The sequence below is a fragment of the Paenibacillus sp. JT31N7 genome (genome assembly GCF_059692095.1).
On sequence record NZ_JCAUAT010000002.1, the window covers coordinates 287408 to 301534 of the forward strand.

At 49.2% G+C, this 14127-nt stretch carries 9 protein-coding genes and 1 pseudogene; 2 read left to right on the forward strand and 8 right to left on the reverse strand.

Going from position 1 to position 14127, the window contains the following annotated elements:
• Positions 1–190: 190 nt before the first annotated feature.
• From AC58P5_RS11615 to AC58P5_RS11640, 6 genes and pseudogenes are all read right to left on the reverse strand, one after another.
• Positions 191–886, reverse strand: a pseudogene (locus AC58P5_RS11615) (transposase); the annotation flags it as partial.
• Between the two features lie 246 nt (positions 887–1132).
• Positions 1133–1552, reverse strand: coding sequence for a hypothetical protein (locus AC58P5_RS11620; protein WP_497386554.1), 420 nt, complete (start codon positions 1550–1552; stop codon positions 1133–1135).
• A complete protein-coding gene (locus tag AC58P5_RS11625; protein ID WP_497386556.1) occupies positions 1549–6165 on the reverse strand; it encodes an RHS repeat domain-containing protein in 4617 nt (1538 codons plus the stop codon). Before AC58P5_RS11625 ends, AC58P5_RS11620 begins: the two co-directional genes overlap by 4 nt.
• A gap of 31 nt (positions 6166–6196) precedes the next feature.
• Positions 6197–8614 carry a Kelch repeat-containing protein gene (locus AC58P5_RS11630; protein ID WP_497386558.1) on the reverse strand — a complete coding sequence of 806 codons (2418 nt, stop codon included), beginning with the start codon at positions 8612–8614 and terminating at the stop codon, positions 6197–6199.
• A gap of 282 nt (positions 8615–8896) precedes the next feature.
• Positions 8897–9184, reverse strand: a complete 288-nt coding sequence (locus AC58P5_RS11635; protein WP_497386560.1) for a hypothetical protein — start codon at positions 9182–9184, stop codon at positions 8897–8899.
• A 9-nt stretch (positions 9185–9193) separates the two neighbouring features.
• On the reverse strand, positions 9194–9454 hold the full coding sequence (locus tag AC58P5_RS11640; RefSeq protein WP_497386562.1) for a DUF8617 domain-containing protein: 261 nt from the start codon (positions 9452–9454) through the stop codon (positions 9194–9196).
• A 194-nt stretch (positions 9455–9648) separates the two neighbouring features.
• On the opposite strand from AC58P5_RS11640, the gene AC58P5_RS11645 reads away from it, so the two are divergent.
• On the forward strand, positions 9649–10476 hold the full coding sequence (locus AC58P5_RS11645; RefSeq protein ID WP_497386564.1) for an SDR family NAD(P)-dependent oxidoreductase: 828 nt from the start codon (positions 9649–9651) through the stop codon (positions 10474–10476).
• 115 nt (positions 10477–10591) lie between these two features.
• On the opposite strand, the gene AC58P5_RS11650 is transcribed toward AC58P5_RS11645, so the two are convergent.
• Positions 10592–11281 (reverse strand): GNAT family N-acetyltransferase, encoded by a 690-nt coding sequence (locus AC58P5_RS11650; protein ID WP_497386566.1) that lies wholly within the window; start codon positions 11279–11281, stop codon positions 10592–10594.
• 82 nt (positions 11282–11363) lie between these two features.
• On the reverse strand, positions 11364–12812 hold the full coding sequence (gene pdxR, locus AC58P5_RS11655; RefSeq protein ID WP_497386568.1) for a MocR-like pyridoxine biosynthesis transcription factor PdxR: 1449 nt from the start codon (positions 12810–12812) through the stop codon (positions 11364–11366).
• A gap of 111 nt (positions 12813–12923) precedes the next feature.
• Between pdxR and AC58P5_RS11660 the strand changes: the two genes are divergently transcribed.
• Positions 12924–14102 (forward strand): DUF4272 domain-containing protein, encoded by a 1179-nt coding sequence (locus tag AC58P5_RS11660; RefSeq protein ID WP_497386570.1) that lies wholly within the window; start codon positions 12924–12926, stop codon positions 14100–14102.
• Positions 14103–14127 lie beyond the last annotated feature (25 nt).

Sequence of the window (14127 nt, forward strand, 5' to 3'; positions counted from 1 at the left end):
ATTTAACGCATCATTACTCATATGCCCACTCGGATCAACATGCGTGAGCGGATTATTCTCCACATACGTATACAAATTCAAACTCAGCGGATTATCGAGCTGTCCTTCATACGTATCCTAGTTTATAAACCGTTCTATTTGAGTAAAATGGGCGGTGACTGTTTTTTGCTCGCCGCCCAACTTTAGCATATCATCCTGCTTGTTGCATGGATACTTCTGGAATTATGTAAGCCGCCTTTGTTCGCATCAGGTAATGGATGACGTTCACCAACTTCCTCATAATGCACACAATCGCTTGTTGCTTAGTCTTTCCTGCCGCCATTCTCTGCTCATAGTAAGCATGGAAGTAGGGATTACGCGGCTCTTTCTTCGTTCTCGTAACGGCAATCTGCCGAATAGCAAGGGCTTTAATGATATCGTGTAGTTCCCTGTTGCCTTGCCTACTCTTGTAGTTCCGATGCTTGTTGCCTGAACCTACAGCAATAGGGGCGATTCCTGCAAAACGAGCCAGTTTATCAGGGGTAGCAAAGCGGTGAATATCTCCAATTTCTGCCACCAGTTCAGCCGCTGTAACAAGTTCTATGCCCGTCATGCTTTGGAGTTGGAAGCCTAGCTGTTTCATTAGCCCTTCGATTTCTTGCTCAATACGAGTCAATTCACGCTCGTAAAAGCGTATGTTACGGACAAGCCCCTTCACGATGAAATCCCGTTTCTCTTGGAAGTCCCTTGTCGTATCGCCATCTTCGGCTATGAGCGTTAAAATCTGCTCTGCCTTCTTGGTCGATAGTGCGTAGTTACTTAGCTTTCGTAGATACGTTGCTAGTTCGTCTATCCCCACGCCTGTCAGATGAATAGGAGAGGGATACTTATGCCAGAATGCTAATGCTGCAGTTGAATGGGTCGTCGGCAATGCAAATAGGATATAATATTCAAGCATAAGTCTGTACGCATACGATTACGGCAGAATTTTGTTACGGGGCTAATGAGGGTTAAGTCTTCTTATATATGGGCAAAGGATTCATTCGGCACTGGGTGGGGGCTATTAAACTCGCCGCCTCACAAACAGAAAACCACAACACGATGGTTAGTCGCATTGTGGTCAGAATCGATCTAATTTAACAGATTAAAGCCATTACTGTTTACTCTTATTGTACGCTTCATTCAATTCAGTGCGAACTGTTTTGATGCTTTCAAGTGATTTGCTAATCAGTTCAGGATGATTAGGATCATCGTGATTTCTTGTATTTAATTTGGAGAAGTACCCCATCTCTATTTTAATAATCTTCTTAATAAACTCCTCCTCTTGCTGGCTGTATACACCATCAATAAATGAATCTATGAAGCTTCGTTCATCATCATGAAATAAATCCAAATGAGAGATGACGTCCTCTAAAATATCTAGCGCTTTATTGCAATCTTCATAGAACTTTTGGGATATCCCTGTAAAACTAGCGTTTTGATTTTGTGTCACAGGCAATTCAACCCCTTTCTCTCCTGGTATTGCACAAGCAGATAGAACCATCGCCAAAAATGCTAGAATTGTAGTTCTCACCTGTTTCCTTTCCCTCCTCTGCCTCCACCTTTTCTTTTGTCGTAATCGAAATCGTCGAAATAATATTGTTTTGTGAGCACCCAGGCATCAAAATTACCTCTAAATTGGGCTTCTCCATCTTTATCATAAAAGTAAAATTGGTATCCAATTTTCCCTTTATCTATCGAGAACATTTCCATATATAAGTCTGGTCTATAATCCTCATCATCACGATCGATAATTTTGACTCCCCAAATTTCGTCTATATAATCTCCTCTTTTAAAATCGGACGCTTTTTCATATTTCTGTAATTGTTTTTCCGCATCTTCCTTAGAACTGCCAAACGGCTTAAAGGCTTTTACCTCCCACATTTGTCCTTGATGAACGATATCAATTTCTCCTGTGCTTACCTTATATTCTAGAGTTGGTAATTCACCCGTATAATTAAACAACTGGTTTGCCACCGTTATTTGCGTAATTTCATGGAAAGCCGTGTATATCGCTCCTTCTCCGTTTCTTATTATAACATTTCGAACCATTTCCTTTTGGGACATATTTCCGTAGGCAAATTCTTTAAGCATTTCATTCAGCGCCTTTACTGGCATATGCCCACTCGGATCTGTATACTTCAGAGGATTATTCATCACATACGTATACAAATTCAAACTCAGCGGATTATCGAGCTGTCCTTCATACGTATCCTCGTTAATAAACCGTCCCATGCTCGGATCGTACCAGCGGGCACGAAGGTACTGGAGCTTGGTTGCGGAATCCCAGTACTCCCCGGAATAGCGGAACGGGTTGGAGATGTTTTCTTCGCTTACGGTCGGGTTGCCCCAGATGTCATAGGCGTACTGGTTCAACCGGGTTCCGGTTTCGCTGCGGAGCTCGACGACATCTCCGTGTCCGTTGTGGAGGTAGTAGGCTTTGCTTCCGCCGCTCTCCCGGGCTACGAGCTCTCTTCCCCGTACATAGCGGGCTTTGAGGCTGCCGCTGCCGTCGCCCTCGGCGATGACTTGGTCTCCATCGTAATAATAGCGCGCGGTTCCTTCCTTGTCTGTGCGCTCGTACAGCAGCCCGTCTCCGTTATATTTGTACGAAACGGTGCTTCCATCCTTCAATTTCACGGCGGAGAGCCGGTCTTTTTTATCATAGACGTAGTCGGCGTCCGGACTGTTCACTTCATGGTTGGTTTGAAAAGAAGTCCGGTTGCCGCGGGCATCATACGCGTAGCTTTCCCGGTATTGGCTAGACGAAGTGATCCGGTTGAGCGGGTCGTAGCCGAATTGATAGGTTTGGCCATTCTCGGTTTTGGCGGTTTCGTTCTCGTTGGCGTCGTACTCGTAGGCATAGGTGTTGAGTGCGGTTCCGTCCGCCTGCTTATGCGTCAGCGTTTGCAGCTGCAGCCCGTTGTACGTGTACGCGGTCGTGATTCCGCTGCGCTGCCTGGTCTGCTTGATGAGATCGTTGCGGTAATAGCTGTAGGCCGCTTCCTCGTCCGCGAGGGAAGAGGACACGCTCGACAGGCGGTTGCGCGAGTCGTACTGGTAGTAGGTGTTTTGGCCGAACGGATCGTTCAGGGAGCTTCGCAGGCCAAGCGCGTTGTAATCGTACGTGAGCGTTTTGCCGTCCGGGTAGACAACCTTGGACAACTGTCCCGTGGATGGCTGGTACGTGTATTGCGTCGTGCCCGTGTTATCTGTCATCCGGGTGCGCCGTCCGGCAAGGTCGTACGCATAGCGGATCGTTTCGTCCGGCGCTTTCTTCTCGATCAGGAAATTGCGCGCATCGTACACGTAGCTGAGCTCTGTGCCGTTCCGATCGGTCGCCCGGATCTGGTTGTTGTTGCCGTCATAGTACAGCTTCTCCACTTTGCCGTTAGCATCGGCGGTCTGAATGAGACGGCCCAACTCATCGTATTTTTTCTGCGTTGTGTTGTTGTCGGGATACGTGATGCGGATCATTTGGCCCAACTGGTCGTAGGTGTATTTCGTTTCTTCCTTCTTGGCATTGATTACGGCGGTCAGCTGCCCCAAAGAGTCGTAGCGAAATTCGGTGGTACCGCCGTTCGCATCCGTGCTAGCAACGACGTTCCCTGCAAAATTGTACTGATACGTTCCGAGTACTTTGGCGTTTGGAGCGACCTGCTCTTTCTTGACGATTCTGCCGAGCTTGTCGGCCGTCTGCCTGAATATGTTGCCTTCCGGGTCGGTTGTCGTCTGGGTCAGATTGTAGTCGTCTGTCTCGATTCTGGAGACAGCCTGATCCGCATAGGTGATCTGGTTCTGCCGGTTCCAGGCGTCATAGCCGATCTGCGTGCGGTTCCCTACGGCGTCTTCGTTCCAAATTTGACGGCCATATGTATCGTAGCCGTATTTGGCTTTGGCTTTGGCTTTGTATGTGCCCTGCATAATGCCTTCTTCCATTTTCCAGCCAAGGGGATTCCAGGTGGTGACGGTTTCCACACCGGTTTCGTCTTTTTGCCGGATTTGGTTCTGCAGGTCAAGATACTGAATACTAACCGTGCTGTTGCCAGGCTGAATGGCTTTGATCACACGGCCCAGCGCATCGTACTGGTAGGTGGTTACGCCTTGGTTTCCGTCGATTTGCTTGGTCAGCAGCCCTCTAATAGCATCATATTCATACTGATTCATAATAGAGGACTTGTTCCCGTCCGCATCCGTTACGGCTGTGATCGTTTTGGTCGGAAAAGCTCCCTGATATCCGGAGGAATATTCCAGCTTCATAACGGTTTCGCCGGCGCTGTTCCTATTGCGTATCTGAGTGACGTTGCCGTACGCATCCGTATTCTCATACGCGGTTTCCGAAAGTTTGGCGCCCGCTGCGCTGCCTTCAAACACTTGTTTCAAGATCACGGTATGCTTGTCCCATGTGTACAGCGTATACTTGCTCTGGTTGGAGCTCCTTGGCTCCAGAATACTCGTCAGCAGATGGCTGTCATTGTATCCGAAGGTTGTCGTAACACCCGCCGGATCTGTTGATGAAGTTATATTTCCGTAATCGTCATACACCTTGGAATGTGTGAAAATGATCGGAGCCCCACCGTCAACGGATTTCGTAACGGTCGTTTTGTCGGGCGACGGCAAATGTCTTTTCTCATCATAAACATGGTCCGTGGAAGTGCGGTGAGTCTTGCCGTTCACGGACGTTATTTCCGTTATGTTGGTGTTGTAGTAATAGGAAGGCTTCTCTCTTTCTATAAAATCCTTCTTCGTTCTAAATGTGGTTTGGTTCAGCTTATTGTCTACAGTGACTGCAAACTCCATATCCTTATCGTACGAGCTGCCCATATCCCCTTCATACGTAATATCTTTGCGGTTATAGGTCTGTAACGAGCCGTCCTGGAGTGTAATCTGATCCTCTCTGGATTTCATGCGGTAATATCCGTTATATCCGTAATTAAAATTCCGTACAACCGGACTATCTTCGTACTTGTAAACACTCTTTGCGCCGGTCGGATGCATAACCCCGGTAAGCAGAGAATACGGATTTTCCGCTTCTATTACAGATATATTAGTTGCATAAGACTTTGCCGATTTTAAGGCATAATCGTACACGGTAGTTCTGCCAATAGGATCGACTACAGAGGTTAACACTTCGATGTAACTTTGAAGTGACTTGTTGTAGGTTACAGTCTGGCTGCCGTTTGTCAGGACAACAGCTGTCGGACTGTAGCTGATCGTAATGGCATTGCCTACGTCACTAGAGATCGAAGTTAACACTTTTTTGTAAATCGGGTCGTCGCTGTACCTGAAATAGATCGAATTCTTGTAGTCGTCTTCAATTTTCACCAAATGTCCATCATAGTTGAAGTACTGTTTGGTTCCGTTAATTGATTTCAAAACATACCTGTGTTCAAGATTGCCGCTTTCCTCGGTAATGGTCAGATCTTTCCAAGGGTATCCTTCAAGACCGCTGCTTGTAATCTTATAAACTCCCGAACCTGCAAGGTGCAAATACTTCGTATCGCCGTGCCTTTCCACGGAAGAAATGTCCCATGACCACCCCTTGCCGATCGGAAACATTTTCTCTTCATAGGGAATGGTTCCGTTCTCTCCAGTGCTCCGATAAGAAGCCATCTGGTTAAATTGAGCCGAGCTGCTGTCGTAACTGCGTGTCAGGGAAAAATTAAGCCCGTTTCGCCCCTGCAATACCATATCCGTTTCCCGGACGGAGAGACTGCCGGAGAGAGTCGAAATCGTTTCATGCTCCAGGTTGACACTGTATGGGGCTTCATCCGGTTTAGTATTCACGACAACAAAGTCAGGTACCGGTTCCGGACCGGATGCTGCTGCTGCCTTCATTCGAAAAGAAGGAACAGGTTTCTCTTTGACTTCATTAACGATTGTGCTTGAAGTCTCTTTGGATTTATTTACGGGTTTACTTTTGGTTAACGTTTCTTCCAAATCCGCTTCCTTGATGTTTCTGCTTAATGCCTGCTCAACCTCTTGGGAGTTAAAGCCTTTATCCAGGTATTTCTGAATCTTGTCCTTTTTAGTTTTAGCTTCGTCGCTTTTGGCATAGGCATGAGGAACGAACAACCCTTGGACGCACGATAAAAAGATGGTCAATACCATCACAAGCGCGAAAATCTGTTTATTTCTTTTTTTCAATTGAATATCCTCCTGCCTTCATCGGCTTTTCCTATTGGCTCTGAGCCGTTGAGGATTTCTTGATCAGATTGCCGTTGTTATCATACTCGTAACGTGTATCGTTTCTGAAAGTCAGGCTGTTAAGTAAGAACGAGTAACTAGACCCGCTAAAACTGCCGTTGACTCCGAAAATTTTAAAATAGTAAGTCTGTCCTTCCGTCACTTCATAGAGAACATTTTCCGGTATATCGGTTTCTTGGATGCCTGCCGCAAGGAGCCGTTTACTGCTGTCGTAGATGTGTACATTGTAGTTCAGGCCTTTCGGTACATTCAGGGTTAAACGGTCCACTCCATTAGCCTTTGCCGTGTACTTGTAGAAATCGACGTCGGTGGCCGTGGTAATTACGGAAGCGTAAGATTCGTTCATTTTGACGGAAAATGCCTGCTCGAACGTATCGTTGGGCTCATACGCGTTGGGCAGCATCAGATTGTTCCGGTAAGACCATTCCGACCATTCCGTACCGTCCTTGACCCGCACCGCAAAATTCCATGACCCGCTCGTAATCGGTCCGGCCACATGGGAAGTCGAGCCGGATTTTATCTCTCCCGAGTTATAGGCCCAATTTTTCCATCCGTCGTTCGTTCCGACAACCTGATACTCGGATTGCGCCTGCTGATCGGCGTCCTTATACTTCCAGGTAAAGGTCAACATGTTATCTGTCAGCGTCTGCCCGTCGGTGTATGAAGTCAGCTCTGCAGAAGGCATTGTATTTATCCGCACATACGCTAATGGAGAAAAGTTTGAAACCGCTCCTTTGCTGTCTTTCACCCTCACGTACCATCCGGCGACTGATCCCCTGTTAATAAGATTAGCGGGAACGGTAAACGTGTTTGCGCTTGAAACGACCCACTGCGAGTCATAAATCTGTGACTTACCATCCGCGCTTAAAATAACAACCTGAAAAGCGGTTTGGATATCTCCCGCATCCGGATCACTGAATGTCCAGCTCACTACGGACGTGTCCGTGGCGATCATCTGAGGATCACTGGATGAAAAACGGCCCGGCTGAATATTCGTCGGTGCATTCGGTGCTTGATTGACCGTAATCAGGCCTGTATAGGCAGAGGTGACCGCTTCCGCAGAATCACTTGCCGTAACGGCGATATTCGTGTAAGTCCCGGCAGGTAATCTGTCGGTGTTCAGATCCCACTGTAACGTCCAGGACGGGGAAGAAGACGTATTGGGCACAAGCGTTGTCTTGGTTATACCCGCTAAGGTAGCGCTTATTGTAACCGGATCATTGTTCACATCGCTTACTTTACCCGAGAGTGTAACGATACCTCGTCCGTCTTCTTTCCAGACCGTTTGGTTGGTGTTATCTACGCTGAGTGTGGGCGGTGTGTTGAAGGAAATGAAGTACGCGGCATTTCCGCTGCTGTTACGCCCTGTGATTAATACACGTCCATCTGGAAGTGTATTTTGTCTAGACGGATAGAATCCCGTTGGAAGTATCGTAGCTTGCGTCCATTTATTTGTCGACGGTGTGTAAAGATAACTTGCTTTAAGAGTGTTAATTAAAACTCTTCCGTCTAACAAAGTACTCTGAAAAATTCCATAATCAGAAATCGGAAAATCCTCAGCGTATGACCATGAATTGGTTATGGGGTTATACAGCAAACTTTTTTTAGAAGAAGATGTCCATTCCCTATCCACTAGTGAACTTCCGCCTACTACCATAACTCGCCCATCCGGTAGTGTACTTTGTCCAGCACCTGCAAGATCAAACGGGAGATTTGCTACCTTCGACCATGTGTTAAATACTGGGTCATAAATATATGCGGTATCAAGTGTATCTCGCATCGCTTCTCCTCCAGCTATAAGCACACGTCCATCATTTAGAACACTTTGCGAATGGCCAGCTCTTCCAACCGGCATGTTAGCGGCTTCAGACCAAGTATTGGTTTTAGGATCATACAAATAGGCTTTATGACTAGGAGAATAATCTTCTAACGGTAAAAACCCACCCGTAACAAGAACCCTTCCGTCTTTAAGTGTACTTTGTTGATGACGGTATCTTTTAACAGGCATTGGAGCTGCTGACTCCCACGTATTTGTCTGCGGATTAAGCATAAGATTGTAATCAGCTCTAGTTTCTCCTACAGTTACCATAACCCGCCCATCGTTCAAAGCACTTTGACCATATTGACTAATCTGAAAAACCGGGATAGGCGCAGCCGGTGTAACCGTAAAAGATGCTCCTAACGTTTTGGCAAAACCATTCAAATACACGTTCCCGTATACACTGCTTTGGACATCTGTGCCAGGCAGTGCCGTCCCGTCTATAAGATTCCCCGGATTCGTGAGTGAATGATCGGACAGACTAGCGGCCCCTTCAAACCCACCTGCGCTCATACTCTGTGAATACGCTGCAGTTGCTCCAAGAGTTAAAGCATTCAGCAGCAGAACCATACTAGTAAACATCCTTAAAGTTCTGTTTTTTTGTTTACGAAACCAACTCAAAATTTCCACCATCCTTGAACTAAAAATATTTTTGTTATCATGTGATATGTATATCCCTATGGCCCTTGAACCTTATCTTCCTCACCCGCCTCGAATAAAATAAAGAACCAACAACCTACAATGTTAGTGGACAAAGCTTCATTTAGCATTAGGAACTTTTGTCGTATTTTGTAAAAACGAAGTATTTTTTGATGAAGTACAAAAAAGGCCAACCGGATTTCCCGGCTGACCTCAATTCTCTAACATCCTACTGAATTTCATAGCCACGCTCTCAGCCAGCCGACTGTCAAACCAATCGACATCCGACCAGAAATGAACATAATCGTTCACCTGAAGCTGCGTAGTCTGTAATACATCCTGCGGAAAGTCTTCGAACTTGACATGATTGTTCAATAGATCCGAAAGCACCTTAAAACAGACAATTTCATCTCCGTCGACGGTCATGCCCTCACAAAGTTCTTTTAGAAGCTCAATTTCCTCGATTTCTTCCGCTGAGAAGTCGATTCCGTTCAGTTGCATGGATCTACCCTACTTTTCCAATTTATATTGGTACAACAAACTCACACCCTTAAATACATAAATGCGTGCACATTCAGGACACCGCCATACGTCATATTTAGGCTCAAAATCATAGATATCTGCTCCTTCGCGCACTTTTTCTTGTATGGAATCCCATTCGTAATCCGTAAAAAGAATCAATTGGATGTCATTAGGACACCTTGAATTGGATAAACCTTTACCGCAATCGCATCTAAATACGGCCATATGCTGCTCCCCTTTTCTAAACATCTGCTCTACCCAGTTTCAATGTTCTTCCATATAGTATAGCATCCCCTGTCACAAAACCGTTTCCTTTCGTCCATATTTCTGCCAATATTCCCCTCTTTGATTGCGAGCGTTCTCATGGAATAATTTAGGCAACAGCATGATAACCGATCCGCTTCTGAATTGTCCTTGTTCACATTTCACGGGAGGTGTGGTCTATGCACAATCTGCTTAAAACGGCCATCGTAACGGGAGGGGCATCCGGTATCGGGCGCGCCCTGTGCAAGCAGTTAACCGCGAAAAACGTCTACGTGGTCATTGCCGACATTCATGTCGTGCAAGGAGAAGAACTGGCGAACGAAATCGCCGATGAGGGAGGTCAAGCACGGTTTGTTCCGCTGGACGTAACGGACGCTTCCCAGTTCCGGATGGTTATCCAGGAAACGGCCGATGAGTTCGGACGGCTGGATTATTTGTTCAACAACGCGGGAATTTCGATGTACGGGGAATTTCAGGATATGAGTCTGGATGACTGGAATCAAATTGTGGCGGTCAATTTCTGGGGGGTCCTTTACGGCACGCATGCGGCCTATCCCATTATGCAGAAGCAGGGCTTCGGCCATATCGTCAATACGGCATCGGCTGCCGGCCTCGGTCCGACTCCCATGGTGTCCGCTTATACCGCTACCAAGCACGCGGTTGTCGGCTTCTCGACCTCGCTGCACTATGAAGCGGAGATGTACGGGATTAAGGTCACGACACTCTGCCCCGGACATGTCGATACGGCGATTTACGAGAACGGCTGCGCCATTAATCTCGATAAGGAACGAATCAACGCATCGGTGAAGCAGCGCAAAATGATGAGTCCCGACCAATTCGCCGCGCTGGCTTTGAAAGGGATCGAGAAGAACAAACTTCTCATCTGCCCGGTTCCTCTCCGCATCACGACGAAAGTGTTCTTCCACCTCTTCCCCGCCATGGAAAGAAAGTTGATGCGGCTGGTCTGTAGAGTAATGAGAGAGGCAAAGCCCACACCGGCGAATTAAAAGAATTAAAAAGATCCTTTCCCATCTAACCCCGGGTTAGTCGAAAAAGGATCTTTTTTTGAGGAAATGGGGTGAAAACTCTTTAGGAGTCCAGAGGAGCAGTCCAGCCCAAACTCTACAGCCCGTGAAGTTCCCGATACTCGTGTTCGAGGATCGCCATCAGAATCGAGTCGTGGTACTTGTGATTGTAATAGAGGGCTTCTTTCTGCACGCCTTCTTTTTTGAAGCCGATTTTCTCGTACACGTGAAGGGCACGCTCGTTATAGGCAAATACGTTCAGTTCGATCCGGTGCAGGTTCACGATCCCGAATCCGTAATCCAGCATAAGGTTGAGCGCTTCCGTGCCGCAGCCTTTGCCCTGGTTTCTGCTGCTATCGATAGAGATGCGGATGCCCGCGCTGCGGTTGTAGCTGTCGATATCCTGCAGGGCGATGTCCCCGATCACCTCGTCGGTTTCGGTCAGGGCGATCAGCAGCAGAATGCTTGACGTGTCCTGCGCTTTTCCTTCGATGTAGCGCTCGATCTGGCTTCTTGTAAAATGTTTCTGCGTACCGGTCAACTTGCGGGTTTGCGGCTGAAACAACTGCTGGAAATACGTCTCCGTGTCCCCGGTATCAATGGGACGCAAATAGACCTTTTTCCCTTCCAGAAAACGTACGGGCACCGGGGTGCCGGCTTTGTTCGGAGAGCCGCTTTTGGGACGGTCCGTTACGGTACTCCCAGGTCCGTTCACGTGTTCGTTCACAGGTTCATTCCCAGCTGTATTCACAGTCTCCCTCACTGATTCTTTCACAGGTTCATTCATAGCTTTCAATTCCTCCATAGATCATGTCTACCTCCGTTATACCAGCAAACTATCTATTTCAAAATAAGCAGATTCGGAAAATTTAAGACGACAGATGAGCATCGCCGAACCACGCTTCCTTCAGATTCCGTATGCCTGGTTCGATATCTTCTTCCGCAATCCCGCTGAATCCGACCATAAAATCTTTCTCGCCTTCGGGCGGAACCGTCCCCGGCCAGTAAAACGCCGCCGATGACACATGAACGCCGGCCGCTTCCGCCAGCCGGAGCAGTTCTGCCTCCGGCCGTTCGCTGCGCACGCGGAGCACGATGTGGAACCCGGCGTCCCTGCCGATCACCGCGGCCCGGCTGCCGAAAATGCGCCCGACGGCTGCCGTCAGCCTGTCGTGCTTTTTCCGGTAAAGCTTGCGCATCCTGCGTACATGCTTCTCCAGGTAGCCCCGCTCCATAAAAAGAGCCAGCGTATGCTGATGCAGCCTGGAGGCGGACTGTTCGAACATCATCTCTCTGCGCAGCGCGTCGAAAAGCGGCACGAGCTTGTCCGGCAGCACCATATAGCTGACGCAGAGGGCCGGGGCCATAATTTGGCCGAAGCCGCCCAAATAAATGACGGGGGCGCCGGGAACGAGCGCCTGCATGGCCGGAACGGGACGCCCGTGGTAGCGGAATTCACCGTCGTAATCGTCTTCGAGGATGAAGCCGTCCGTATCGCGCGCCCACTGGAGGAGCTTCAGCCGCTTGGAGACCGGCATCACCATGCCTCGGGGAAACTGGTGCGAAGGTGTGACGGTGACGAGACGGGTACCGGTGGCATAAAGCCGCCCGATGTCGATGCCGTCCGCTTCCAGCGGCACGGGTACAATCTCATAGCCTGCCTTGCCGAAGATCGACGGGATCAGCGGGTAGCCGGGGTTCTCTATGGCAAGCCGTGTGCCGTACCGCTTCAGAATCTGGCTCAGGATGACGCCCAGATTAAAATGGTCGGCTCCGACGACAACCTGCCCTGGGGAACATTCCACGCCCCGCATCTGCCGGAGGTAGGCGGCGATTTGTTCCCTCAGCCCGCGCTCCCCTCTCGGGTCCCCGAAGAACAGCAGGTTCTCGTTATCCGGGGCGAGCATTTCGTTCGCAAGCCTTTTCCAGGTCCTGTATGGAAAAACCGTAAAATCGTTCCGCGACAAATGAAAATCGTAGCGGAACCTGCGCTTCCTGACCGCGTCAGGCTCCTCCTCCCCGACCTGCAAGGGCTCTGCCATGGGCGATGAGCCGAGTTTCCCATAGGGCTCGGGGAGCTTTTCCACGTAAAAGCCGCTCTTGGGTCTGCTCGCGATATAGCCTTCCGAAAGGAGCTGATGGTAAGCCGATTCGACCGGTGTGGTGCTCAGCCCGAGAAAACCGGCCAGTTTGCGGATAGACGGCAGTCGGGTATGTTCGGCGATCTCGCCCCGGATAATGCCGGTCTTAATATGAATGTAGAGCTGCATATACAGCGGCTGCGGGTCCCGCTCGTCCAGCTTAGGGTAACCAATCACGTGAATCCTTCCTATCTTTCTAGGTTTACTGCTAGAATACCACATTTTACAACTTTGCCGATTTTTCGGTATGATGATGGTGGTTAAGGACATGAGGAGAGGAAGTGCAGCATGAATCAGTGTACGCTTTATATCTCGATAAAAGGGTACGAAAAAATAACGGAGGCCATCCGCACCGCCTTCGGGGACAAGCAGGTTCAAACATCGCCGGACGGCGGCCAGATTACGATTGTGGATAAAAAGCTCTTCGGCAAAACGACCGTCACGTTTTCCCTGATGACGCTGGAGAGCAATCCGGATGAATTCCAGCCGATGATCCGGGGGATGTACGGCTTTTTCAGCCAGATCGAGACGCCGCACGAGCACATTCAAGACAAAGTGCTCCGGCAGATCACCGGACTTAACGCGGCTGTCGGCATCGTCTCTTCGAAGGAGATCGACTCGGACACGATGAATCGGATTTTGGATGCAGCGTCCCGCGTGCATGCCGTTTTATTCCTACCGACCGGCCAGCTGCTGAACCCGGAGGGCAAGGTAATTTTGAGCGCCCAGGGAGAATCCGAGGTAGAAGACTTTACCGTTACAGTCAGCACGGATTTGATCGACGCCCATATTCAGTCGTCCCCGTCCGCCGAAGCGCGGAAAGAACGGAATATGCTTCTGCTGAAGGAACAGGGTGTTCCCGTTATCGAGCATTTGCCGGTCATCGACGGCGATGAATACGCCGTTATCCGGACGAAGGAAGAAATATCCGCCCGCGCCGCCGCTCTGTGCATGATCGCCATGTACGGCGCGGATGTTGCCGAAGGTGGGGACAACCAAGAAGCGAAAGAATTTATCGAGGGCGTTATCGAGCTGTACGGCGTTTCCCCTTTTTTTACGGAAAAAGAACAGGCTTTCCTCGAAAGCGGCGCGCCCGATCCGACGGATGCGATCCAGTTCGCCTGGATGTACGAATGCTACTGGGTGCTGCTCTGGTCACTCGGATATGTCGAAGAACTGGGCTATCCCGGCTCCGTCTGCGATGTTCAGGCGGCTGTGGACGCGTTGCGGCTGGCCGGCAATTTCGACACGTTTTATGAGCGGGCAAACGTCCGACCGAAAGAAGACATTCTCGACGAAGCGGACCGGATCTACCGCTACGACTGGGCTTGCGTAGACGCCCGGATCAACGGCCGTCCCGCTCCTGCCGGACTGGACGGCGGCGTCGTTATGGAAAGACACCGTGCGCTGAACTGGCTGGTCCGCTATATGGATGCGGAGTGGGATGAAGTAAGCATGGATACATAGGGCCGGGTACATAGGGCACGGGACG

Bases quoted from the DNA above. Each gene is read 5' to 3' on its own strand.
- AC58P5_RS11650 (WP_497386566.1), bottom strand. From the start codon at position 11,281: ATGAATGAACCTGTGAAAGAATCAGTGAGGGAGACTGTGAATACAGCT.
- AC58P5_RS11645 (WP_497386564.1), top strand. From the start codon at position 9,649: ATGCACAATCTGCTTAAAACGGCCATCGTAACGGGAGGGGCATCCGGT.
- AC58P5_RS11635 (WP_497386560.1), bottom strand. From the start codon at position 9,184: ATGCAACTGAACGGAATCGACTTCTCAGCGGAAGAAATCGAGGAAATT.
- AC58P5_RS11660 (WP_497386570.1), top strand. From the start codon at position 12,924: ATGAATCAGTGTACGCTTTATATCTCGATAAAAGGGTACGAAAAAATA.
- AC58P5_RS11640 (WP_497386562.1), bottom strand. From the start codon at position 9,454: ATGTTTAGAAAAGGGGAGCAGCATATGGCCGTATTTAGATGCGATTGC.
- AC58P5_RS11630 (WP_497386558.1), bottom strand. From the start codon at position 8,614: ATGGTTCTGCTGCTGAATGCTTTAACTCTTGGAGCAACTGCAGCGTAT.